This is a genomic window from Lysobacter sp. CA199 (genome assembly GCF_052078715.1).
GTDB lineage: Bacteria > Pseudomonadota > Gammaproteobacteria > Xanthomonadales > Xanthomonadaceae > Lysobacter.
Genome location: NZ_JBQJIL010000006.1, coordinates 39,639 through 62,896, shown reverse-complemented (window position 1 = coordinate 62,896; position 23,258 = coordinate 39,639). Strand labels below are relative to the sequence as shown.

At 67.2% G+C, this 23,258-nt stretch carries 23 protein-coding genes; 6 read left to right on the top strand and 17 right to left on the bottom strand.

Annotated features, from left to right (window positions below; genetic code table 11):
- Positions 1 to 49: 49 nt before the first annotated feature.
- Complete coding sequence (locus tag ACTOWJ_RS11690) at positions 50 to 3,241, bottom strand: TonB-dependent receptor domain-containing protein (RefSeq protein WP_441334797.1); 3,192 nt, start codon at positions 3,239 to 3,241, stop codon at positions 50 to 52.
- Positions 3,242 to 3,414: 173 nt separating this feature from the next.
- Between ACTOWJ_RS11690 and ACTOWJ_RS11685 the strand changes: the two genes are divergently transcribed.
- Positions 3,415 to 3,981 (top strand): RNA polymerase sigma factor, encoded by a 567-nt coding sequence (locus ACTOWJ_RS11685; protein ID WP_441334796.1) that lies wholly within the window; start codon positions 3,415 to 3,417, stop codon positions 3,979 to 3,981.
- Positions 3,978 to 5,021, top strand: coding sequence for a FecR family protein (locus ACTOWJ_RS11680; protein ID WP_441334795.1), 1,044 nt, complete (start codon positions 3,978 to 3,980; stop codon positions 5,019 to 5,021). The genes ACTOWJ_RS11685 and ACTOWJ_RS11680 overlap by 4 nt, the downstream gene beginning before the upstream one ends.
- A 146-nt stretch (positions 5,022 to 5,167) precedes the next feature.
- On the opposite strand, the gene ACTOWJ_RS11675 is transcribed toward ACTOWJ_RS11680, so the two are convergent.
- The 6 genes from ACTOWJ_RS11675 to ACTOWJ_RS11650 form a co-directional block, all read right to left on the bottom strand.
- Positions 5,168 to 6,019, bottom strand: a complete 852-nt coding sequence (locus tag ACTOWJ_RS11675; RefSeq protein ID WP_441334794.1) for a hypothetical protein — start codon at positions 6,017 to 6,019, stop codon at positions 5,168 to 5,170.
- Positions 6,020 to 6,190: 171 nt separating this feature from the next.
- Positions 6,191 to 6,835 (bottom strand): DUF2894 domain-containing protein, encoded by a 645-nt coding sequence (locus ACTOWJ_RS11670; RefSeq protein WP_441334793.1) that lies wholly within the window; start codon positions 6,833 to 6,835, stop codon positions 6,191 to 6,193.
- Positions 6,836 to 6,841: 6 nt separating this feature from the next.
- Positions 6,842 to 7,474 (bottom strand): OmpA family protein, encoded by a 633-nt coding sequence (locus tag ACTOWJ_RS11665; protein ID WP_441334792.1) that lies wholly within the window; start codon positions 7,472 to 7,474, stop codon positions 6,842 to 6,844.
- Positions 7,471 to 9,741, bottom strand: coding sequence for a DUF802 domain-containing protein (locus tag ACTOWJ_RS11660; RefSeq protein WP_441334791.1), 2,271 nt, complete (start codon positions 9,739 to 9,741; stop codon positions 7,471 to 7,473). The genes ACTOWJ_RS11665 and ACTOWJ_RS11660 overlap by 4 nt, the downstream gene beginning before the upstream one ends.
- Position 9,742: 1 nt before the next feature.
- The gene (locus ACTOWJ_RS11655) at positions 9,743 to 10,501 is read right to left on the bottom strand and encodes a DUF3348 domain-containing protein (RefSeq protein ID WP_441334790.1); all 759 of its coding nucleotides are present in this window, start codon (positions 10,499 to 10,501) and stop codon (positions 9,743 to 9,745) included.
- 235 nt (positions 10,502 to 10,736) lie between these two features.
- The gene (locus ACTOWJ_RS11650) at positions 10,737 to 11,138 is read right to left on the bottom strand and encodes a bleomycin resistance family protein (RefSeq protein WP_441334789.1); all 402 of its coding nucleotides are present in this window, start codon (positions 11,136 to 11,138) and stop codon (positions 10,737 to 10,739) included.
- A 336-nt stretch (positions 11,139 to 11,474) separates the two neighbouring features.
- Between ACTOWJ_RS11650 and ACTOWJ_RS11645 the strand changes: the two genes are divergently transcribed.
- A complete protein-coding gene (locus tag ACTOWJ_RS11645) occupies positions 11,475 to 11,699 on the top strand; it encodes a hypothetical protein (protein WP_441334788.1) in 225 nt (74 codons plus the stop codon).
- Positions 11,700 to 11,714: 15 nt separating this feature from the next.
- Here the strand turns inward: ACTOWJ_RS11645 and ACTOWJ_RS11640 are convergent, their stop codons facing one another.
- Positions 11,715 to 12,593 carry an MBL fold metallo-hydrolase gene (locus tag ACTOWJ_RS11640; protein ID WP_441334787.1) on the bottom strand — a complete coding sequence of 293 codons (879 nt, stop codon included), beginning with the start codon at positions 12,591 to 12,593 and terminating at the stop codon, positions 11,715 to 11,717.
- Positions 12,590 to 13,411: an MBL fold metallo-hydrolase gene (locus ACTOWJ_RS11635; protein ID WP_441334786.1), complete on the bottom strand. Its 822-nt coding sequence runs from the start codon at positions 13,409 to 13,411 to the stop codon at positions 12,590 to 12,592. Before ACTOWJ_RS11635 ends, ACTOWJ_RS11640 begins: the two co-directional genes overlap by 4 nt.
- A gap of 132 nt (positions 13,412 to 13,543) precedes the next feature.
- On the opposite strand from ACTOWJ_RS11635, the gene gcvA reads away from it, so the two are divergent.
- Entirely contained in the window at positions 13,544 to 14,446 is a 903-nt protein-coding gene (gene gcvA / locus ACTOWJ_RS11630) for a transcriptional regulator GcvA (protein ID WP_441334785.1), read from the top strand.
- Between the two features lie 24 nt (positions 14,447 to 14,470).
- On the opposite strand, the gene ACTOWJ_RS11625 is transcribed toward gcvA, so the two are convergent.
- Positions 14,471 to 15,202: a hypothetical protein gene (locus ACTOWJ_RS11625; protein WP_441334784.1), complete on the bottom strand. Its 732-nt coding sequence runs from the start codon at positions 15,200 to 15,202 to the stop codon at positions 14,471 to 14,473.
- 130 nt (positions 15,203 to 15,332) lie between these two features.
- The gene (locus tag ACTOWJ_RS11620) at positions 15,333 to 15,563 is read right to left on the bottom strand and encodes a hypothetical protein (RefSeq protein WP_441334783.1); all 231 of its coding nucleotides are present in this window, start codon (positions 15,561 to 15,563) and stop codon (positions 15,333 to 15,335) included.
- A 276-nt stretch (positions 15,564 to 15,839) separates the two neighbouring features.
- On the opposite strand from ACTOWJ_RS11620, the gene ACTOWJ_RS11615 reads away from it, so the two are divergent.
- Positions 15,840 to 16,454 carry a hypothetical protein gene (locus ACTOWJ_RS11615; protein WP_441334782.1) on the top strand — a complete coding sequence of 205 codons (615 nt, stop codon included), beginning with the start codon at positions 15,840 to 15,842 and terminating at the stop codon, positions 16,452 to 16,454.
- A 177-nt stretch (positions 16,455 to 16,631) separates the two neighbouring features.
- Here ACTOWJ_RS11615 and ACTOWJ_RS11610 read toward each other — a convergent pair whose 3' ends face one another.
- The 5 genes from ACTOWJ_RS11610 to ACTOWJ_RS11590 form a co-directional block, all read right to left on the bottom strand.
- The gene (locus ACTOWJ_RS11610; protein WP_441334781.1) at positions 16,632 to 17,942 is read right to left on the bottom strand and encodes an alpha/beta hydrolase family protein; all 1,311 of its coding nucleotides are present in this window, start codon (positions 17,940 to 17,942) and stop codon (positions 16,632 to 16,634) included.
- A gap of 224 nt (positions 17,943 to 18,166) precedes the next feature.
- Entirely contained in the window at positions 18,167 to 18,526 is a 360-nt protein-coding gene (locus tag ACTOWJ_RS11605) for a hypothetical protein (protein ID WP_441334780.1), read from the bottom strand.
- 327 nt (positions 18,527 to 18,853) lie between these two features.
- Complete coding sequence (locus ACTOWJ_RS11600) at positions 18,854 to 19,042, bottom strand: hypothetical protein (protein ID WP_441334779.1); 189 nt, start codon at positions 19,040 to 19,042, stop codon at positions 18,854 to 18,856.
- 41 nt (positions 19,043 to 19,083) lie between these two features.
- Positions 19,084 to 20,265, bottom strand: coding sequence for an alginate lyase family protein (locus tag ACTOWJ_RS11595; protein ID WP_441334778.1), 1,182 nt, complete (start codon positions 20,263 to 20,265; stop codon positions 19,084 to 19,086).
- Between the two features lie 559 nt (positions 20,266 to 20,824).
- Positions 20,825 to 21,139, bottom strand: a complete 315-nt coding sequence (locus ACTOWJ_RS11590) for a cupin domain-containing protein (RefSeq protein WP_441334777.1) — start codon at positions 21,137 to 21,139, stop codon at positions 20,825 to 20,827.
- Positions 21,140 to 21,429: 290 nt separating this feature from the next.
- Between ACTOWJ_RS11590 and ACTOWJ_RS11585 the strand changes: the two genes are divergently transcribed.
- Positions 21,430 to 21,906 carry a hypothetical protein gene (locus ACTOWJ_RS11585; protein ID WP_441334776.1) on the top strand — a complete coding sequence of 159 codons (477 nt, stop codon included), beginning with the start codon at positions 21,430 to 21,432 and terminating at the stop codon, positions 21,904 to 21,906.
- On the opposite strand, the gene ACTOWJ_RS11580 is transcribed toward ACTOWJ_RS11585, so the two are convergent.
- Positions 21,893 to 23,035, bottom strand: a complete 1,143-nt coding sequence (locus ACTOWJ_RS11580; RefSeq protein ID WP_441334775.1) for a carbohydrate-binding protein — start codon at positions 23,033 to 23,035, stop codon at positions 21,893 to 21,895. The two genes, ACTOWJ_RS11585 and ACTOWJ_RS11580, sit on opposite strands and share 14 nt — an antisense overlap.
- Positions 23,036 to 23,258 lie beyond the last annotated feature (223 nt).

Genomic DNA, 23,258 nt, shown 5'->3' with positions numbered 1-23,258 from the left:
TTGGCGCGGTGCGCGCGAGCCCGGCACTGCCGGGCTCGCGCGATCGCCGCTAGTGGAAACGATACTCGTACTCGGCCGCTAACTCGCGGCCGATCGGGCTGTAGACGTCGTAGAAGTACGGGAACGAGGTGTTGGTCTCGTCGCCCGGGTGGGTGTTGTCGAACACGTTGTTGACGAAGAACTTCAGCGTGGCCTTGTCGGTGATCCGCTTGCCGATGTTGACGTTCCAAAGAAAGTACACGCCGGTGCGGCCGACGCCGCCGGCCTTGGGCAAGCTGCCGTACCGCGTCATGAACAGGCTCGACGACCAATCGCCCGCGCGCCAGCTGGCGCCCGCGCGCACGCGGCTGCGGAAATCCAGATTGGTCGGATCGTCGCGCCAATCGCTTTCGATCGGATCGGTCGCGAAGACCTGACGTTCGGACTTGAGCGTATGCGACCAGTTCAAGTCGAAACGGAAGTCGCCGTAACGCTCGGTCTTGAGCCGCCAATTCACGCTCGCGTCGATGCCTGCGACACGGCGATAGGACTGATTGAGCGGCGCGGACTTGACCTCGGCGATACGGTCGATGGCTTCGCTGCCTTCCGGGCGACGGGTGACCAAGGCGGTGACGTTGCGGCAATAGCCCGAGTCGGGACCGAACGCGAACGGCTGGCCGTTGAGCTGCTTGCCGGTGCGGCAGCCGGCCTCGCCTTCCAGGATGCTGGTCGGGCTCAGACGCTCGATCGCGCCATTGAGTTCGATGTTCCAGTAATCGGCGGTGACCGACAGACCGTCGACGATGTCCCATACCGCGCCGACGCTCCAGGACTTGCCGGTTTCTTCTTCCAGATTCCGGTCGCCTTCGCTGAGGCTGAAGACGCTGTAGCTGTAGCCCGAACAGGTCGGATTGGCGCCCGCGGCGATACAGCGCCAGGGATCGACCGCGGTACCGAAGCTGCCGCTGCCTTCGCTGAACACCCAATGCAGGTCGGGCGCCTTGAAGCTGGTGGCGTAGCTGCCGCGCACCAGCAGATTGTCGGCAGGCCGCCATTCCAGGCCGGCGTTCCAGGTTCGGGCATCGTCGACCGCGGTGATGTCGTCGTACTTGTCGAATCGGCCGGCCAGGCTGGCCTTGAGCGAGCTCAGAATCGGAATGCGCAACTCCGCGCCGGCGGCATAGCGGTCGCGTTCGCCGCCGCCGTTGGTGCCGGTGAGGTTGTAGAGCTCGACCACGCCCGGTTGCACACGCGCGTCGCTGGACAGATCGTAGCCTTGCGAACTGGCCTCCAGCACCGTCGCCATGCCGACCGGTCCGGCCGGCAGTTCGAACAGATCGCCGGTGAGCACGAAGCTGGCGGTCTGGACCCAGGATTCGGCCTCGTACTTGGCCAGCGTGGAGATCGAGCCGTATTCCTCCGGCGTCATCGGCCGATACCAGCGCTCCAGGTTCAAGCGGTGGATCGGCACGCCGTTGGGCCGGGTGCCCAGTTGCTTGCCGAAAAAGTAATCGTTGACCAGATTGCCGACCATGCGCCGGCGCGTGCGTTCGAAGTGATATTCGGCGCGGCTGACGGTGGCGTCCCAATCCCAGCGGTCGCCGAGCTTGCCGCGCAGTCCCGCCGCGACGTCGAGCGAGCGCTCGCGGTAATGCTGATTCATCTGCTCCACGCCGCCCAGATCGACCGGGGTGAGCACGCGGGTCGGCGCGATCACCGCATTGAACTGCGGATCGTAGAAGTCGCCGCGCCGACCGACGCCGTCGGTGTGCGGCCCGGTGATGCTTTCGAATCCACCGAGCGATTCGACCCGCGAACGCCAGGCCTGAACCGAGCCCCAGCCTTGCAGGTCGTCGGTGAAATTCCAGGTGCCGAACACATAGCCGGCCAGTTCGTTCTTGCCCTTGCTCAAGTGCTGGTAGGTGACATCGTTCCAGGTACCGCAGGCGTCGCCGAGGCTCTGCACGTTGCCCGAACTCACGCGTTTGTAGGTGTGGCGCACGAACTCGCCGCCCCAGCGTTCGCAAGTGCCCGCGGGCGGCGCGATCAGCGGACTGCTGCTGCTCGTGCTGCCGCGGCGAATGCGCAGGCCGGCGTCGGGCTGCACGCCGAGCCGGGCATCGGGACTGGGATTGGCGCGCAGGTCCCAATCGTCGCGCTGGAATCCGTACAGCAGTTCCTGGTTGTAGTACTGAAACGCATACGTCAGGCCCCAGCGCTCGCCGGTCTTGCCGCCGGTCCATTGCAGATCGATGCGGTCGCGGCCGCCCATCGAACTGGTGCCGGCGCGAAGCTTGACCTCATCGCCGTGATAATCGCGCTTGAGCACGATGTTGACCACGCCGGACACCGCGTCGGCGCCGTAGATCGCCGAGGCGCCGCCGGCGAGCACTTCGATGCGTTCCACCGCGCCGGAGGGAATATTGCCGAAGTTCTGAAAGTTGCTGCGTCCCTCGTAGGGAAACGGATAGTCGGCCGCGCGCCGACCGTCGATCAGCAACAACGAGCGTCCCGGCCCGAGGCCGCGCAGATTGAGCGGATGCGCGTTGGCCGAGAAGCCGCCCGACAGTTCGGTCTCGACCGCGCCGTTGGCCATCACCAGGGTCTCGAGCGCCTCGAACACGGTGGCGTGGCCCTCGCGCTCCATCTGCTCGGCGGTAATTACGGTGACCGGCGAAGGGCCTTCGATTTCGGCGCGCTTGATCCGCGATCCGGTGACCTGGACCGCGGCCAGTTCGGTCGGATCGGGTTCCGCCTTGGCCGCCGCCTCGCGAGTGCGCGCGGGTTTGGCCGCGGGCGCGGGCTTGGACGTTTGCGGTACGGCGACGATGGTGATGACGCCGCTGCGGGTAATCCGATACGACAAACCCGTGCCGGCCAGCAGCCGGGCGATCGCCTCGCCCACGGTGTAGCGGCCCGACAAGGCCGGCGCGACGCGGCCGCGCACCAGATCCGGCGGAACCAGAATCTGCGCATCGGCGGCGGACGCGACTTGATTGAGCGCCGACGCCAGCGATTGGCTCGGCAAGGCGTAGTGATGCGCGGTGTCCTGCCCACCCTGCGCCGCCGCCGGTGAACAGACCAGCAGCGCCGACCAGCCCAGGGCCAGACTCAACGCGACCGTCAGCGGCCGCAGCGCGCCGTAAGCGCTCGCGGCGCCGGCGACCTGCCCTGCCCTCGGCGTCGCGTTCCGACAGCCCCCTGTCGAAACCGCGTCGTTCGATCCCGCATTGCGTACCTGCAGCAGTGAAACGTTCCCCATTGCAATCCTCCCCGATTGAGTGGCTTCGATCTCGATCCTTCGAGTGTTCTTCCTGTCCCCAACCCAGGTAGACGCAGCTCGCCGCCGATTCCTCACTCGCCTTTCGGCAGGCTTGCCGCCGGCCGGCGGCTGCCGTAGCGTACGGGCCGCTTGACCGGCGGCGGGGAGAATGCGTGATCAGTGGCGAAGCGGACTACACGAATGCGACCGCGGGCAGCGCGGCCGCGGCCGCTGCGTGTGCCGCCGATCTGCCGCGCCTGATCGCCCGTCACCGGCCGACGCTGGTGCGCTACTTCTCGCGCCACCTGCCCTCCAGCGCCGATGCCGAGGATCTGGCCCAGGAAACGCTGGTGCGGGTGCTGCGCATGCCCTCGCTGAGCGGCGTGCTCAACGTCGAGGCGTTCTTGCTGCAGATCGCCGCCAACCTGTTGCGCGACCGTTTCCGCCGCGACAAAAGCCATCAGGTCCTGCAGCATGTCTCGATCGACGAGATGGCGACGGACTGGCCGAGTGAGGATCCGCACGGCGAATGCGTCTACGAAGGAGGACGACGTCTGCAGGTCTTCCTGGCGGCGCTGGACGAGTTGCCGCCGCGTTGCCGGCAGGTGTTCCTGCTGCAGCGTTACGAAGGGCTGACCTACAGCGCCATCGCCAAACGATTGGAGATCAGCGTGAGCGCGGTCGAAAAGAACATGATGCGCGCCTTGCTGCATTTCGATACGCGGCTGGGGGAAGCGTGAAACCGCCGCGCCTGAGCGTGATCGAGGGCGGCGATCCGTTGCGGCGCCAGGCCGCGGCGTGGTTCGCGCGCCTGCACGCCGACGATGTCGCCGAACGCGATCGTCAGGCCTGGCGGCAGTGGATGGCCGAAGACGCCCGTCACCGCGCCGCCTACGAACGCATCGAGCGGCTGTGGTCGGCGGCGGGAGAGCATGCGCAACATCCGCAGATCGCCGAACGGCTGCGCGATTCGGTGTCGCCGCCGATGCCTGCGCCGGAGCCATCGCCTGCATCGACGCCGGCGCGGCCGGCCCGCAAGCGCGCGCGCTACGTCTGGGCCGCGACGGCGGTCGCCGCGGTAATCGCACTGGTCGCGATCGTGCCGCGCCTGGGCCAGCCGCCGGCGACGGAAACGCTCTACGTCACCGGCATCGGCGAAAGCCGCACTATCGCCCTGGACGACGGCTCGCGCGTGAGTATGGATACCGACAGCCGGCTGCGGGTCGATTTCTCCGACGGGCAACGGCGACTCACCCTCGTCCGCGGTCGCGCCTACTTCCGCGTGGCCAGCGAGTCGCGGCCCTTTCTGGTCAATACCGAGAGCGGCAGCGTCAGGGCGGTGGGCACCGAATTCGACGTGTACCGCCGCGACGACGCCATCGAAGTGACGCTGGTCGAAGGCCGCGTGGCCTTGCTCACGCCGCCGTCCGCGCACGCGAAACAGCTCACCGTGGGCGTCCTCGACGCCGGCCAGAAGGCGCGCTTCGGCAAACGTCAGCCGCTGCGCCGGCTGCCGCCGCAAGCGCCGGGAACGCCGCCGACCTGGCTGTCGGGCAAGCTGGTGTTCGAAGATCAAGCGCTCGACCAGGCGGCGGCCGAGTTCAACCGCTACAGCCGCAAGCGCCTGCTGCTCGATGGCGCCCCGGTCGCACGCATGCGGGTCAGCGGCGTGTTCCGCAGCGATGACCCGCACGCCTTCGTCGAGGCCTTGCAAGCCTTGTATCCGGTCGCGGTTCGCGAATCGCCGGCCGGCGACCTCCTGATCGTCGAGCGGCGCTGAGCGGCAACGCTTGTTTCAACGTCCGCGGGATCGCCGGCGCTGAGTCGCGTACTTCCTTGTAGGTCCCCGCGCAGCGCAGTTGCCGCGCCCAGACCAAGGAACAACCGCCGCAAGCAGCGCTCTTCGACGCGTAACCCAGCGGTCGATCAACCGGGCTCGGCCCGATGGCCGACATCGATCTCGCTCGCATCGGGCGGGCCCATGCACAGCGTCGCGTCGCTCGCGGAAGCGTCCATGCCGCGGCCGATCAGACAACGAAGGCGGACGGCCTGCGCTTCAAGCTCGTGCGCCTGCTCGGCATGCGATCGGTTGGTGCTCCAGACCACGAGCAGATTCGGGACCAAACGCGCAACGACCGTGCACAGACTGTTCTTCTCGCCCGCGGCATTGGTCTGGCAATTCGCCACCGGGGCGTCCGAATCCGGCGTGGGAATCGAGGCGCGCGCCGCTTCGCCGACGGACCGCCAGCCCCCGGCATAGGCCGCAAGGCCGGGCCGTTGCGCGATGAGGTACTGCTCATCGATCAGGGTGAATCGGTCGGGATAAAAGACGCGGCGCCCGTCGATCAGACCGGACTCGCAGATCTCCCGCGCCCAGCTTCGTATGAGATGCGGACATACCCGGATCGTGCTTGCGTGGGCGTCGCTGGCGTAATCCCGCAGCATCCGCAGCGAACCCAACGACACCTCGACATATGCTACCGGCGATGCGGCGCTCTGCGGAAAAGTCGGATCCGACAGCAGACGATCCATCGGCACATACCCCGCATGCGGATTGTCCGCGGCTTGCCGGCTCATCGTCAGCCCGACGCTGCTCGTGCTGGAAAGCAACAGCAGCACCGGCAAATACAAATCGACCCCGCCCACACGCACCGTCCGCTCGCGCGCGAGCGCGGCCTCGGATGCGGGCAGTGGCGCTTGCAGCGCGGGCGGTTCGTCGAGGCAGCCCGACAACATCGCAATCAACGCGGCAACCAGGAAAATTTTCGTGAGCGGCATGCGATTCGATCCGGGAACATCTGGCGACGGTGCACGCACACTAAAGTTCGCCCATGAATCGCCGATGTGCGATCGGTGAAGCCGGTACGAAGTCGCTCGGGCGCCGCCGACGACGATTTCTCCGCCAAGATCGCCGAGACCGCGCTCGGCCAACCGCGCCGACGTTGCGACTCAGTCGCGGCGCTTGCGCGGCCTGGGCGCGCGCTTGCCGCCGGCTCCGGGTCGCGGCACTTCTTCGAACGCCATCGCGCCATCGCCGTTCATCCGCTCCATCCAGCTCAAGGCATCGACGTAGGACAGGAACTGTTGCAGATAGCCCGGCGACAGCTCGCGCATCAAGTTGAGCGAGCGGTGCACCAGGCGGCCGGAATTGAGCGGGCCGGCATCGGCGGGAGCGGCTTGCATCGTGTCGCGGAGCTGGCTCTCGACGCGGACTCTGGACCAAATGGTCTTGAAGTCTTCCAACACCCCGAGCTCCGGGAACGAGGCGCTCGCCGCGGCTTCGTTCGCGATCTCGATCCCTTCGCATTGCGCCGCCTGACAGGCGATGTAATCGACCAGCTCGCCCATCGCACCGCGCGCCGGCGCGCGCGTGGCGGCGTCGACCCGGGTCGCGGCCTGGTTCAGACCGTCGGCGTAGACCTCGATCAGCGCGGCCAGCCGCGCGTCCAACAGCCGCCGCACCTCGCCGTCGTGGACGGCGGCGCGGCGCTGCAGCGCATCGATGCGGTGAAAACCGATCGGATCGACACGGTCGACGCCCCGCTCGCGCCAGGCCTCAAGCATCGCTGCGATGTTGTTCGGATCAGCGGCCACGGGGCGTCACGTCGACTTGGACGGTTTCGGCATCGGCGCGATTTCCACGCGCCGGTTCTTGGCCCGTCCCTGTTCGTCGGCGTTCGAACTCACCGGCTGCTCCGCGCCGAACGCCGCGGCGAACACCGAAGACGACGACACGCCTTCGGCGATCAGCGCGCGGGTCACGGTCAACGCGCGCCGCGCCGACAGTTCCCAGTTGTCGGCGAACTGCGAGTTGCCGTCGCGCACTTGGCGATCGTCTGTGAACCCGCTCACCATCAAAATCTCGTCGCGCGCGCGCAGGTAGTCGGACAGCGGGCCGGACAACGTCTTCAGCAGTTCGCGCCCTTCCGGCTGCAACTGGTCGGAGTTGAGCGCGAACAACACGCTGCCGCGAATGCCGATGCGGCCGTCGACCAGGGTCACCCGGCCGGTCGCCAGCGGCACCGCCAACGCCTGCTCCAGCGACTTGCGCCGCTGCGCCTCCACCTGCCGCTGCCGCACTTCCTGATCCAGCCGGCTCGACAATTGCATCTGCACGCCGATCACGCCGACCAGGATCAGCGCGAACACGCCCAACAGCACCGACATCAGGTCGCCGAAAGCGGCCCACACCGGCGTGGTCGATTCGGTATCGCCGTCGATCTCCAGACTCATGCCGCTTGCGCCCCGTGCGAGACGCGCCGTTCGGCCAACTGGTGAATGTCTTCGATGATCTGCTTCTGCGCCAACATGCTCAGGTCGACGACTTCCTTGGCCTGCGCGACGTAGTACGCCAATTGCTCGTCGCTGCGTACCAGCGATTTGTCCAGCGCGGTTTCGATGCCTTGCAAACGCTCGGCCAGCTTGTCGTTGGACTCGCCGAACCGCTGCACGGCCGCGCCGAAGGCATCGCCCAGGCTCGCCACTTCGATGGCGCCGGCTTCCACGCGCGCGGCGGCGCCGTCGAGCTTGCCGGTCTCGGCCTGGACGTGATCGATGAAGCGGGTGCCGACGCGATCGAGCAGATCCGCCGAGGTGGCGACCAGGGCATCGACCGCGACGCGCTGCTCGGTCGAGGCGTGGTTGACCGCATCGAGCAAGGTTTCCAGTGTGGCCAGCAGGCGGTTGCGCTCATCGAGCATCGCGGTGTCGCGGACCATGCTGTCGGAGAGTTTCTGGCGCAGTTCGGCGACCACTTCGGCGGCCGCCTTGGGCGCTTGCGAGGCGGCGTCGACGAGGCGGGAAATCTCCGCGATCGTGTCCTGGGCCTGGGCCTGCGTCTGGGTCGAAATATCCTGCGCGGTCTGCGCCAGCGTGTCGCAGATCGCCTGTTGCCGGCTCGCGGCCTGTTCGCCCGCCTGTTCCCAGCGCTGGCCCACTGCATCGGCCATCGCCTGGAATGCGCCGCTCCACTCAGCCAAGCGTTCGCTGTCGCGCGATTGCAGTTGCGACTGCAGTTCGCCATGCGACTCGCCCATGACGCGGACCAGCGACGCGGCGTGTTGCTCGAACGTGGCCGCGGCGGCGGCCAGCGCCTGCTGATTGCGCGCCGCCATGTCTTCGTTGGCGCTGGCTTGCTGCGAGATCGCCTGATTCCACGCCCCGGCCGCCTCGCTCAATACTCGGCGATTGCCTTCGGCCATGGCCTGATTGGTGTCGAGCTGTTGCGAAAGCGCGCCGTTCCAGGCCTGCGTGGCCGCGACCAGCGCTTGCTGGTTACGCGCCGCGATGTCGTCGTTGGCGCTCAACTGACGCGACAAGCTGGTATTCCAAGCCTCCGCCGCACCGCTCGCGCTGAGTTCGAAACGCGCCGAGACCGTTTCCACCAGACCCGCCGCGCCTTGCTCGAAGGTCTGGGTAAAGCCGTCCAGGCTCGAACGCAAATCCCGGGCCAGCGCATCGTTGCCCTGGCGTTGATCGGCCAGGGCCCGATTCCACAGCTCGGCCACGGTGGCGGTGGTGCCCGTCAGCCCGGTCGACCAGACTTCCATCTGCCGATCCATCGCCTGAGTGACCGCATCGTGCAGCGTGCCGGTCTCGCGCGCGATCGCCGCCATCGTGGTTTCCACCATCGGCTGCAAGGCCGCGCCGGTCGCGCGCGCGCTCTCGCCGATGCTCTGCTTCAGCGACTGCTCCACCGACGCGGCCAGCCGGGCATACACCGCTTCGGTCTTGTCGTGGAACGCCTCCTGCCGGGCCATCTGCCGTTCGTGCGCGAGCAGGCTGTGCTGTTCGATCGCCGCGGCCATCTGCGCCAGGCGATCGACCAGCGCCGGCATCGCCTGCGTCTGTTGCTGCAGAAGCTTGAAGGCTTCCTCGCGCCGATGCGCCTGCGAATAGCCGCGCAACGTGGTGGCGATGGCGACGTCCAGGCGCTGCGCGGCCTGGCTGCGTTCGCGCCGGCACAGCGCCGAGAGCAGGCCGAGCATCGCCGAAGCGGCGACGCCGGCGATCGAAGTGCCGAAGGCGAAGCCCAGGCCGGCAACGGGCGCGGCGATGGATTCGCGAATCGCCGGCAGGTCGGCGGCGCTCTGCAACGCCATGCCGGTTCCGCGCAGGGTCGTCATCATGCCCAGCAAGGTGCCCAGCATGCCCAACAACACCAGCAAGCCGACCAGATACGGCGTCAACGCCGGCGCCGGCAGCGCCGCGCGTTCGCCTTCCACGCGCAAGCGCGCCACGTTGCGCAGCGAGGGATGCAAACGCTCGAGCCAATCGCCCAGGCTGGACGGCGGCGCGGACAGATCGGCCAGCGCCTGGTGCAAGGTGGCGGTGGCTTGCCGATAGCGGTGCAGCTCCAGTCCGCCGGCCAGATAGCACGCGCCGATCAACAGCGCGACGGACAAGGCCAGCGAATTGGTCCCGACGTAACCGGCGCCGACCCAGCACACAGCGGCCAAGCCGGCAAGAAAAACCACGGGATAAAGCAGATTCTTGAACATGTTATCCATGTGAGGCAGTGCGAAGGGCCGCGAGCAGTCCCTCGGCCGGTTGTAGGCGAACATCCAGTTCGGCGAGCAGTACGTTGCGCATGTCCTTGCGGAACACGTCCAACCAGGTATCGGAAGCGGCCGAGGACGTATCGTCGCGGGCCTGCGTCTGAGCCTCGTGCGCGGCCTGGCGCAAACGTTCGAAGTGGTCGGCCAGCAGCGCCGGCGAGCCCGACAACAGACTGCGTTCGCGCCGGCTCAACGCCCGCTCCATGACCGCGTCCACGGCCGCGAGCCGGGCCATTTCGACCGTCCCGTGGGTCAGCATCGCGCGCAGCCGCTCGCGCAGGCGGCCGACGCCGGCCTCCATCGCCTGCTGCATCGCCTGATAGCGTTGGCGAAAGAACGCGTAGTCCGCACTTTTAACAGCCGCACTGGCAGCAGTAGCGCCGTTGCCGATCGAAACCGGCGTCGATTCGCGCTTGGGTGCGGCGAAGGCGGGATCCGCGGCGATGGCGGCGGCCAGCGCCGCGCGCACGCGGGCGCACTCGTTTTCGTCGGCGCTGCTCAAGATCCGGTCGTCGAGCAACGGCGCGGGCGGCTTGCCGTCCAGGGCCGTGGACAGCGCCACGGCGTGCGTCCAATCAATCCATTGACTCAGCTGATCCGACAACGATTGCGGGGGCGGGGGAACATCCGCGGCGGTCAGGCGCGCAAGCACGCGGATGAACGTCGGGCCACGGACCGGCGCCCGTCGAGGTGCTTCCATCATTACTGCTGGCTAAAAGATCGCCAGTTTACACGTGAATGGAGGCCGCCTGCGGTCCGACGGTGGCCCTGGCGCGTTATGGCCTCGGCGGCGAACACGTCGGCCCGCGCCGATTCAGCGGATTCATAATTCCGCCAATCGTGTTTCCTGCGCGGTATGCGCAGCGTTTTCCCGGTCGCGCGGCGCCAGCGCGGCGCCCTGCGCAGCACCGGGCGCCGGATGCGGGTCCCGCGCGTCGTCAGAAGCCGCGGCCGATCCGGAACACATGCCCGTCGGGATGACGGACATGCATCTCCCGCACCCGCCAGGGCATGTCGGTGGGCGGCCAGGCGACGTCGATGCCCTGCTCCAGGCAATGCCGATGGACGGCATCGACATCGTCGACCCAGATCGACATCCATACGCCCGTTTCGCCGGCTTCGTCGCAATCCGGACCGAACGTCGCGCGATGCCCGCCGTGTCCGCGTCCGCCCTGGCCGTTCAAGCACAGAAAGATTTCGCACTCGCCCGAACCGACGCCGCCGAAGGTCGCCGGCTCGCCCCAGTCCCAGCATTTCTTCCAGCCGAGCTTTTCGAACCAATCGAAGCTTTGCTGCATGTCCGAGACGTTCAAGATCGGCGTGATGGCCTTGGCGTACATGGTCGACCTCTGATCAGGTGTTCGGCGTAGCGACTCGACGTGGACGCGCGGTAGCTCGGATTTCTTCGTGCTCCGATCGCTTCCGACACGCTTTCCGCCGCGGCTGGCTTGCGATCGCAAGAGTAATGGACGCCGCGCATCCTCGCGACCGCGCCGGCCGAAGGCGTGAGCCTCCCGCTCCACACCGCCGCAAGCGCGCCTGCGCGTTCGAACCGGCCGATCCGACGCACCGAACACGTCGCCGCGGCCTCATCGCGGCCGTCTTGGCGTTACCGAGTGCAAGCCCCCGGCGGATCGCCGGGGTCCGCAGTCGGTCTTCCTCAGCGAGGAGTCGTTATGAGCTGGAACAGTGGAATTCGGCAGGCGCACCGCTGGTTGTCCATGATCTTCACCGTCAGCGTCATCGCGACCTTCATCGCCTTGGCGCTAGAGCGACCGGTCGTCTGGGTGTCGTACGTTCCGCTGCTGCCGCTCGCGCTGCTGCTGATCACCGGCCTGTACCTGTTCGTGTTGCCTTACGCCGCCAAATGGCGCGGCCGGCGGCGCGGCGGCGGCGACTAGCGCGCGACGGCGTCGTTACCGCGTCCAATCCAGCCAGGCGCCCGGCGCCAGCGCCTTGATCGCGACGGGACGTTCGCGCGCGGCGCGGCGCAGGCGTCCGATCGGATCGTCGACCTCCACGTACTCGTCCATGCCGGTGATGCCGTAGTGGATGGGAATCAGACGGCGCGCGCCGAGGATGTTCGCCGCCGCCACCGCCTGCTCCGGCGTCAGCACGCCCGGCTGGCCGCTGACCGGTTTGCGCCAGCCGAAACGCGCGCCGTTGATCGGCAGGAACGCCGCGTCGAACGGACCGAACTGACGGCCGATGCGCCACCAATGCCCATGCCACAGCGTGTCGCCGCCGTGAAAAATACGGCGTCCGCCGGCCGAAACCACCCATGACACCTGCGGATCGCCGTAGCCGTCGGACGCCGGCACGGCGGTGGCGGTGAAATCGCCGAGCAATTGCGGCTCCCACAACGCGCTGGGCCGAGCGCGCGCTTTCGGCGGAACCGGCAGCGGATTCGTTCCCGCCGGATGCACCAGCGCGCCGCCCTGGCTCAGCGCGGCGGCCACGGCCGTGGCATCGAAATGATCCGGGTGCGCGTGAGTGATCAGGACACAGGTGTCGCCGACCGCATCGCCGACCGGAATCAGTCGATCCTTGAGCGCGTCGCCCCAGGCCTCGGGATTGATCAGCGGATCGATGAACAAGGTCGCCTGCGCGAGTTGCAGCCGGATGCCCGCCCATGCCAAACGCTGGATACGCAGATCGTCCGCGACCACGGCCGCGGCCGCGCGCGCGCCGGGAAGCAACGCCGCGCCCGCCAGCGCCGCGCAGCCGGCCAGGAATTCGCGCCGTCGCACGATGCGGCCGCAGGTGCGGCTGGAGCTATCGCGATCGCGCTTCATGCCCCGCCCTCGCGCGCCGCGACCGCCGTGTCGAGCGCGAATATCCGCTGCGCGACGATCGCTTCCAGATTGCGCCGATGCCATTCGCGCTCGAACGCGACCGGCTCTACCCCCGGCGCCAGGCAGGCTTCGATGGCGAGGGCGGCGATGCGATCGTCGGCGTCCGGCGACGCGTCGGCGCGAATATCGATCACGAGCTCGCGCAGCCGATCCAGATAGGCGATCGCATGATCGAGCGCGGCAGCCGGGAAGCGCCCGATATGTCCGCCGATCACCGTGCTGCGGCCGAACCGCCGTATTCGCTGTATCGCCGCGCGGATCATCGCCGGGTCGGCCTTGGACAGGTAGACGATACGGCCGACGATATTGTCGCCCGCGCAGACCAGATCCGCGCTCGGCACGTCCACGCTGAGATGATCCATGGTCTTGCCCGGGTTATGCACGAAGCGCAGTTCGTGACGGCCCCAACGCAGGCGCATCGCGTGGTCGAACACCAGCCGCGGCTCGCGATACAAGGCATCGACCGGCCGGTTCTGCGACAGGAAGCTGTGCCGATAGTTCCGGTGCGCGAGCGTCAGCGCCTGCGGGAACACCGACAGGCCGGCGATGTGATCGCTCATGAAGTGGGTCGCCGCCACCACCCGCACGGTCTTGCCCAGATCCAGGCACAGCACCCGCTGCAGTTCGCGGGCGTCCTCGATGCTGCCGAGCGAGTCGACCAACAGCGCGTCGTCGCCGTCGAGGAACGCGGTGGCGACCGACTCATGGTCGTTGCCGACGAACATCAGCACATCGGTGTCCAGCGTTTCGAATCTCATGGCGCCGCCCTGGGTTGGAAGGCCCCAGCATCGTCAGCGCCGGCGACGACGACAAACGAGATGTTTTCGCGCTGACCTTAGAAAAATTAACTTGATACGATGCGATCCCGGCTCCGCCATCCCGAGGCGATCGTGCAACCCCGCCACCTTGTTCCGCTCAACGCGCTGCGGGCCTTCGAAGCGGCCGCGCGATGCCTGAGTTTCCAGACCGCCGCCGCGCAGTTGTTCGTCACTCCGGCCGCGGTCAGCCATCAGGTCAAGCGGCTGGAAGCGTATCTGGGCGTGAAGCTGTTCCACCGCGGCCATCGCACGGTCGAATTGACCGGCGAAGGCGAGGCGCTGGCGGCGTCGCTCGGGGAATTGTTCGGGCAGCTCGATCTGGCCCTGGACCGCGCCATCGCGCCGGCGACCGCGCACCTGCGCGTGAGCACCATGGAATCGTTCGCGGCGAAGTGGCTCGCGCCGCGGCTGCATCGATTCCATCGCGATTGCCCCGAGCTCAAGCTGCGCATCGAAACCGGCGACGAGCCCACCGATTTCGTTCGCGACGGCATCGATGTCGCCATCCGCTACGGGCCCGGCGGTTACACCGGCGTCCACGCCGAGCGGCTGATGGACGCGCCGGTGTTTCCAGTCTGCGCGCCGGTCCCGGAGGACGCGACGGCGATCGCGGTGCCCGACGATCTGCGCCATCGCACCTTGCTTCACGACGACAGCGCTGCGGGCCGCGCCGGCGTGCCCGATTGGCCGGCATGGCTGCAAGCCGCGGGCGCGACGCGAGTGGATGCGACTCGCGGCCCGGTGTTCGCGAGCATCTACCTGGCCCAGGAAGCGGCGGTGGCCGGGCACGGCGTCGCCTTGGGCCTGGCGCCGCTGGTCGAAGACGACCTGCTGCGCGGCCGCTTGGTCAAACCTTTCGACCGGGCCCTGCCCAACGCGTATGCGTTCTGGATCGTGCGCCGGCATGAGCCCGGTCGGCATCCGGCCGTCGACGCTTTCTGCCGCTGGTTGCGCAAAGAAGCGGCGGGCGACTGAGTTCCGGCCTCGTCGTGCGAAGCGCTAGCGGTCGCCCGCGCTTGACGCCGTCTCGTCCCACTCGGCATAGGCCATGAAGGATCGCGCCAGACCGATCTGGACCAGGTACTCGCCCAGGCCGTTGTCGACATACAGCGCGTGCTGTCTGCCCAGAAACACCGACTGCAGATTCGGCAGCGGAAAACTCTCGGCATGCGGATCGCCGTACTTCTGCCGCAGGCTGGGATAGGAAGGCCAGACCCACGGCACTTCCGCGCGCCAGTGGCGAAGACAAGCGCCGTCGCGGGTGCGGCGCTGACTCAGATGCAATCGGCCGTAGTACAGCCCGAATACCGAATCGATCTGACTGCGGTCGGGCATGTAGAACGTATCGCTGGACAGGCGGCTGTCGTGCGCGCAAGGCGCGGCGCCGGCGCGCTGGAGCAACAGCGCCATCTGCGCGCGGACTTTGGCGTTGTGGATGAAGATCGGCGGATCCAGCCGGTAATCGCCGCCCGAGCCGTCCAGATAGTGGTCCATCATGCGGCCGGTCTGTCCGGCCAGAATCACCAGCCGCCCGCCCCGGGCCAGGGTCCGGTAGAAATCGCTCAGAAACCGCTTGTCGTCCGCGCTCATCGGCGCGCGGCGAATGGCCGCGTCCTCCAATCCGTCGATACGTTGCTGGAGCGTGTCGCGGCCCATGCCGGTGGCGAGGGTGAACGCCATCGCGAAGCGCGGCCCGGGGAACTGCGTCCACAAGGCCGCGACGGCGAGCAACAGCGCCGCGACTGCATACCAGCGACGCCGGATACCTTGTCTCTTCCCCGTGACCGCAACGCTCACTGCGCCACCTGCCGATGCGAGTTTGCGCCAGATGATAGACGCCCGCGCGCGTTTCACCGCAAGTTCAGGCCGATGCGACGCCTTGGGCACCATTCGGGCGCCAGCCGAGCAAGCGCGCCGGCAGCAGCAACAGCGCCTGCAGGAACGCGAACACCGCATGGAAGGTGATGCCGACCAGACGGAACGGCAAGGCGATCAGCCATACCACCGGCCACAACACCAGGACCAGCAGCGCCAGGGGCCAGCACAGCACGAAGAGGATGCACCAGGCCAATGTCACGACGAGCGTCTTCATGTTCGGGCTCCTTCGGGCCCCTTTCGCAAAAGCCGGAACTCCGGCGCGGCTCGACATTGCCGCCGCGCCCGAGCCCGGGCAAGCGGCTTGCGACGAAACGGCCCGGCCGGGCGCTCAAACCGCTCCGGCGGCGACGAAACCCGATGCCCCGGGCGCGAACCGCGGCGTCCCGGCGACCGCTGCCGCGCGCAGACAGCCGCGGCGGCGGTTCGGGATCGCCGGCCCACTGCGTCTGTACTCCATGAGGACGTCTCACATCCATAGAGGGATAACGCGATGCTCGCACTCAAACCCGTCTTGCTCGGCCTGGTCTGCGCCACGGCCGCCTTCAGCGCCGTGCCCGCCACGGCCAGTTCCTTCGAGGTCTGGAACGGCTCGGGCTGGTCCAACAACGGAACCTCGCATCTCATCGGTCCGGTCAATTTTTCTTACCTGAACTCGTTTCCGTGCACGGCCGATCTCACCGTGACCGTAAGCAACGGCGTGGCGAAGGTGACCAACGTGCAATTCAGCGGCAGCCAGTTGTGCGCGGCGATCGCCGGGCAATTGCTGCCGTGGTCGGTGACCGCCTCGCCCGCGCCCTATGCCGGCGCCAACCCGCCGTTCGCCGGCGCACCGCTGCTGACGCCGGTGCTGCGCGATGTAAGCTTCGACGGGGTGAGGATCCGACTGCCCGCGCCGCTCTCGACCAATTGCCCGGTCACGCCGGCCACCGGCGGCAGCATCGCCGGCGTGCTCGACAGCACCGACCAGTTCAACGCGCCGCCTGCGTTGCCCGTATCCAACCGTCTGGTGTTCAGGGCGAATCTGCCGCCTTGCGCGATCCAGACCCGATCGAGCCCGCCGCCCGGAGGCTTGGCCGCGACGCCGGCGCTGCGGATCGTGCCCTGAGCCGGCGATCGGCGGTCGTCGCGCTTGCTCGCCGTTGCGCCGCTGACGCACGCGGCGCAGCTGGCGCAGGAACTGCACGCCCTCGCTGTCGCCTTCGTTCGATCCGCCTTGGTCGATGCATGTCCCGGACCGGACTGCGCCGGAGTCGGCCGAATGCCGGCGACTACCTGGACGAACTCAACGCGACGGCGAAGACCCGTCGACGATGAACTCGCGCATGTGATCGAAGTAATCCCGCGGTTGGCGCGTGGACACGCGCTCACCATCGGGCCGGGTCTCGAACTCGTACATGCCGTGGTCGGCGTCGGCGAAGACGACGTACTCGACGGGGCGTCCGGCTTGCTTCAACGCAGCCAGGCGGCGCACGGTCTCCCCAGGCGGCGCATCGCGGTCCTGTCCGCCCAGCAGCCACAATTGCGGCACCGACAGATTGTTCAGCACCGGCATCGGGTCGTATCGCACCTCGATTCCCGCGACCATCGCCGGCGCTTGCGTGCGCAGGGCCTGGTCCGACGCGCCGAGCATGAAACCGGTGTAGTTGCCGCGGATCGCGGCGAACCACGGCTGGCCGGCGTACTTGCGCTTGACCTCGTCGAGCCGCTCGAAGCCCTCGCGGAAATCGCTTTCGACGATGGCCGCGGCGGCATCGGCCACTTCCAGCGCCTGAGCCACCGCTTCGCCGCTGAAGCCGGCGCGGGTCAAATCCCCTTCGATGGCTTCGCGATCCTCTTCGCGCGGCGATACCGCCAGTCCGAAACTGACGATCACGAAATCCACCGGTTCGATGCGCGCGGCCAAGGGCGCCACCCAGCCGCCCTGGCTGCCACCCTGGTATCCCACGCGTCCCGTCCTCGCGGCCGCGAGGCGCCGGGCTTCGCGCGCGGCCTTGACCGCGTCGGTCGCCAACAGCAGATAGTTCTGGGTGTAACGGCCGCCCGACGCGCCCGTGCCGCGTTTGTCGTAGGCGAATACGCCGATGCCGACGCTGGCGAACTGGCGTTGCAGCGAATAGTCCTGCAGCGCCGAGGAATGTTCGGCGCCGTGGATCAGCACGACGATCGGGACGCGCGCCTGCCCGGGCGGCAAGGTCAAGCGTCCGGCCAGCTCGACACCGTTGCTTTCAAAGCGCGTCTCTTGCTCGATCAAGGCTTCGCGTCGCCCGACGACGCGGTCGAAGCGGATGCCGCCGCGACCGCAATCGACGAATGCGACCGAATGCCCATCGGGTCGCTGCGTCCAACCGTACGTGCTGGTCCAGCGGTTCGCGCCCGATGCGGTCAGCGCGCCGGTGAGCCCGTCGGTGCGTCGCCAACGCAATTGGCCCTGCGCGCCCGGGCCGATATCCAATGCGCTGCCGTCGGCCATCCGATAGCTGCCGATCTGGCAAGCGGCGGCGGCCTCGGCCGCGACGGGCGCCGCTTGGGCGATGCCCGCGATCGCCGCCGACACCAGCAACAACGTCGTCCGCGCAAACTTGCGATGCTTCATGTCGATCGTCTCGAGCGAATGGGTCTGCATCCGGATCAAACTGATGGGCCTTCGCCGCGAGATCAACGCTGCTGCGACGAAGCCGCGAAAACAGCGTCTGAAACCCGGCCAGCGACCTCGAATGACGCCATCGGCCCTGCCCGGACGACGAATATCGACCGGCCCGAAGCGAATGCAGTATCCACCGCCGCGCCGTGCGAACAGCCGCCGGGCAGGCCGATTGGTTACGCCGGCAATGCAGGCGCAGTGCCTTCACCCGGCCGCCCACGATTCGTAGCGGGCCGCACGCCCTCGCCCTCGGCGCAGGCCTCGAACGCCGGCGCACCGGCCTCGTCGTCGCGCCGAGCGTCGTGGCGCTGCCGCACCAGACGCTGGATGCGCCCCCGCGAAGACGGACTCATGACGTATTGCTCGGCGGCGATCGGAAACTCGGCGCCGAGAATCCGCCGCACCTCGCACGGGGCCATCCGTGTGTTCGCCGCGATGTTTTCGATCACCCAACTGTCCGACGGCGTGGGCGGCGCCGCGTTTACGTGCGTACCGCACAGCATCGCGGCGATCGCGAAAGCGTATTTGCTGATCATGCCAATGGTCCTTCATGGGTCCGTCGACATCGGCCGCGAGTTCGGAAAAGCTTCGCCGACCCGGCTTATCGACAGGGGATGAACATGCCGGTCGGCGACGACGCCCCGGCCACGGATGCTTCACGGCCGCGTCGGCGCAAGATCCGACGGCAGCGGCCGCTCAGAGCAGATACGCGGCGGCCGCCCCCGCTCGCAAGACCGGGGCGACGAAACCGGCCTGAGGGCGATGAAATCGCTGTTGTGGCGAGCGAATACGGGGCGAGTACCCGCGGAGAACGTCGTCGACGCGCGGGAACATCACGAGGCGAGGCGGGCCGTCCGCTCGGCTCAGCGAATCAAGCGGCCGACGCGCGATCGATCGATCGCATCGAAGATGTAGTTGGCATCGCGGTCCACGCCGTAAACCACCACGTCGCCACACTTGGGCGTCGACCGCAGGTAGCTGAGCCGCGAGACGAAGAAGCTGATGCGGATCGTTGCGAAGGCTGAAACCAACGAGGCGGCGCGAGGCCTCATGCCTCTCGCCGCCTCGTTTTATTGGCGCAGCAACGACGTGATCAGTAATCGTCGCGTCCGTGCGTGGCGGTCGAATAACCCAGGAACTCCGCCGCAATTTCGTCCGGGCGGCCGCGCTTGGTGGCATTCTGGAAGTTGGGAATGGCCACACCACGGTTCATATAGCCGTTGACTGCGATGTCGCTGTAGCCGTCATACAGCCCATAGGAGCGGCAATCGCGCGCACCTTCGCCGTACAGGATCGACTTGGCCATGTACTCCAGACCGCGCGCGAATCGCGGCTGCGACTCGCCGCCGATGGTGTGCGTCCACACGCTGGTGTCGCCCTGGATTCCGGCGATTTCCGCGCCCTGGGCGATGCCGGCCAGCGAGTACTGCGGATGGTGGCAATCGCGGGCGCTCAGCTCCTGCACCTCGCCGCTGCTGTAGACGATCAGCGGAATCATCTGCTTCATCCGGTTCAGGCCGGCGTTGTAGCGATTGGCGTCGTCCTGATATACGCCCGCGGCCATCATCGCCAGCGCGGCCGACACGCCCCAGTTGTTGGTCCGGCTGGACGCCTGATTGGCATAGCCGTAGAGCCTGTTGAGGTAACCGTTGAAGCGGCTTTGCTGCGCCGTCGTCCAACCCGCTTGGCCAGCGTTGTGGTGGCGGATGATCTCCGCCGCGCTGGCCCACACCGGCAAGCCCCAGGCCGCTTCCAGCCACGCCTGCGGCGCGTCGGTGCCCGAGGCCAGGGTGAAGGCGGTAAACGTGGACGACCACGCATCGAGGATCTGGATCGCCTTGTCGCGGTTGCGGGTGTCGCCGGTGACGGCCCAGCGCAGCGCGTTCAAGTAAGCGGCGAAACCGTCGTTCTTCCAACGCGCTTCTTGCGGGCCGCTGGCGGCCCGCACCACCTGCACCGTGGCCAGCGCCGAGTGCGCATAGGTGTGCAAGCCGCGACTGTCTTGCAAGAGCCGGTTGTAGCCGGTCTTCATCGCGCTGGAGGCGCTCGACTGCACAGCGGCGCGGATGTTGTTGAGGCGGGTTTGGGTGACCAGGATGCCGGGGTGCTTGAATGGCGGCACCGCCTTCGCCGATACCTCTCCGGCGGCGAGCTCCCATTGATCGGCATCGGCTGGGTAGACGGCGCCATGATCGGCGGCGCAGGCCGCGCCGGTCCAACAGATCGTGAGCGCCAAGGCCATTGCACTGAAGCGGATCTTCTTATTGCCAGTCATAAGATTCCTCGTTCGAGTCGTAGTGGGTTTTCCTGAGGCATGCCACAGGCAAGGACCTTCGCCGGCGGCGAGTCCTGGAGGGTTGCGAACATCGTTGGACGATCCACGACAGCGGTCGTCATCGCCATGGCCCAAGCGCGCTGCGAGCCGCTCGAATAGAAATGACACCGGTTTCTGCCGGGCCATATTGCATGACTTCACAGAGTGAAAATGCGACTCCCTGCGTGTAAGCGCAGCGATCGGCGCGCTGGAAACACAGGCCGGCTTCGCAGTTTCGCACTCCGCCCGCGCCTCGATCCCGCCCGTTCGCCCGGGCCATCGGCGGCGCAGTGCACGGCGTTACGACGGTGCTTACGTATGCAACTACATGCGGCGAGGCTTGGCTGGCGACATGACGGGAGGGACCGGTGGAAACGCAGCGCGAAGGCCGCGCCCGGCGACCGAGCGCCTGATGGCACGCAGGCCGATCGGCGCCAATGTGCCTCGGCATCAGACAGCTTGCCTGCGCTGAGCCAGGCCTACTCGCGGCACCGAACACGCCCGAGGTATCGGGCCGGATTTACTCTTGCCGATGCAAGTGAACCGCGAGCCACAGCGCGCCGGCGGAAACGCGCAGGACGGTATGAGGCGTCCGGGCAGGCAAGAACAGATGATCGCCGGTGCCCAGCGCGATGCGTTCGCCCGCGACCTCCAGTTCCGCCTCGCCCTGCAGCAACACGACCCATTCGTCCTGGTCCTGCACGTACTCCTTCGGCGTTATGGCCGAGGAACTGACGATCCGCTCGACGACGAGGTTCCTGTGAGTGAGCAGCGCCTCGAAGCGCTCGCCTTCGGCGGGCGCGTCGGCATCGGTGAACAGGTTTCCGGTTCGCATCGAAGACGACCTCCGAGTGCTTGCACACTCTCCGCGGCCCGAGCCTACCACCCGACGCTCGCTCGATCGATCGTGCAGCAACGGCGAGGCCGGATCGCAGTCGGGATGCATCCGGTCGAGACCGTGAGTCGCGCCGGTCAAGCCGGTCGTCAGGCCGGGAGATAAGACCTTGCGGGCCATACAGCGGAAAAACGCAATACAGTTCTGATCAAGCTGGCGCGCATGGCAAGCCAGGACGGCGGGAGTACCGTACCGGGCAGTCCTCCATCCGAACGGGATACTTGGCCGTCATGAAGACCCAAGGTCTTTTGCTGGTCGCTTTATTTACTTTCGCCGGCCCCGTGTCGGCACAGCTCGCTTGTCCGAATTCTGGGCTACCTGTCTCGCAAGACCCCGGTTGCTGGGCACGAGAGAACGCCGCGCGGCAAAAGCAGCAGTTCCAGTCAGCGCCGCCACCGCAACCTGCGGGCTATTGGGAGACAACCTGGGGAGCCATTGTCGGAATTAAGCATTCAAAAGTGCAGCAAGGAAGATACCAATTGCCGTGTGTTTTACTCCGACTGCACCAAGCCGATCTTCCACCCAAATTAGCGCATGCCGATGCGGTTTTTTTCTTGCGGGTTGCCTTGTTCGGCGTAAGCGAACGAGTTGATTCCGCCGCCGGCGGCCTCACCTCTCGCCGCCTGCGCAGCGTCCACTCGCGAAGCACGCAACGGGCAGGCCTGAAGGCGCTGCCCGCCGCGCGGACTGGCATCACAGCCGGGTGATGCGGATCCAGTTGATGTTCCAACCGCCTTGTTGCGCGAACACGCCGAGGTTGTAGTTACCCGCGGCCACGTTGACCGTGTGCGAGACGGTGGTCCAGTTCTGCCAGCCACCGGTCGCCGGCACCTGCGCCTGGCCCAACACGATGGCGCCGCCGTTGAGGTCGAGCGACAACGCGCCGCCGCTGGGGCTGGCCACCCGATACTCCACCTGATAGTTGCCGCTCGCGGGGAAGGCGACGTTGTTGTAGGCCATCCAGTCGCCGGTCTCGATCCAGCCGACGTTGTAGCCGCCTTCCGAGCACGCCTCCACCTGCACGCCGCTCTGCGCGCTGAAGTTCTCGGCCTCCAGCGTCGTGCCGCTGGCGCCGCCGGCGCTGTAGACACGCACGTAGTCGACGTGCATCTTCGCCGGGAACCGGCTCTCGTCGACGTTGAAGCCCGGCCAGTTTCCGCCGATGGCGAAGTTCAACAACAAAAAGAAGTCGTTGTGGAACTCGTGAGTGCCGTTGACGCTGTTCTGGATGCTGGCTTCATGGAACTGGTTGCCGTCGACATACCAACGGATCGCGTTGGCATCCCACTCCACCGTGTACACATGCCAGTCGGCGACGCTGACCGGCGTGTTGCCGCCGTACTGCGCGTAATTGCCGTTGTGGTCGCGCCAGTGGATGGTGCCGTAGGTGCGGTCCTCGTTGTTGATGTGCTCCATGATGTCGATTTCACCGGAGTCGGGCCAACCCACCTGCGGCATATTGGCGCCCAGGGCCCAGAACGCCGGCCATGCGCCCATGAACGAGGGCAGCCTCATCCGCGCCTCGATCTTGCCGTACTTGAAGGTGCGTACGCCCTGCGTCTTCATCCGCGCCGAGGTGTAGCGAAACCCGCCGAAGTCCTCGCGCTTGGCGGTGATGACCAGGGCGTTGTTCTCGATGCCGGCGTTCTCGCGCCGGTAGTACTCCAATTCGTTATTGCCCCAGCCGCTGGTGCCGTTACCGGTTTCGAACACCCAGTCCGGGCCGATCGACCCGTTGAACTCGTCGCTCCACACCAATTGCCAGTTCTGCGCCCATGCGCCACCGGCGAACAAGCCTGCGACCAGGCAAACCACCACTTTCCACAGACGTTTCATTTGTCTTCTCCTCGAGGGGAACGGGAACACCGCTTCGCGCTTTCGGCACGGCGTGAGGCCACGCGCGCGCCGCAGCGCGGCGCGCGACAACATCCAACAGGCTGCGATGGCGTGCGTGTCCCGGCGCACTCCGAGGTTGCGGCCCTTCATGCGGTCGCAGGCAGATTCGATCCCAAGCGGCCGCGGCTTGCTGCGCATGGCGTCGCAACCCGTCGCACTCACT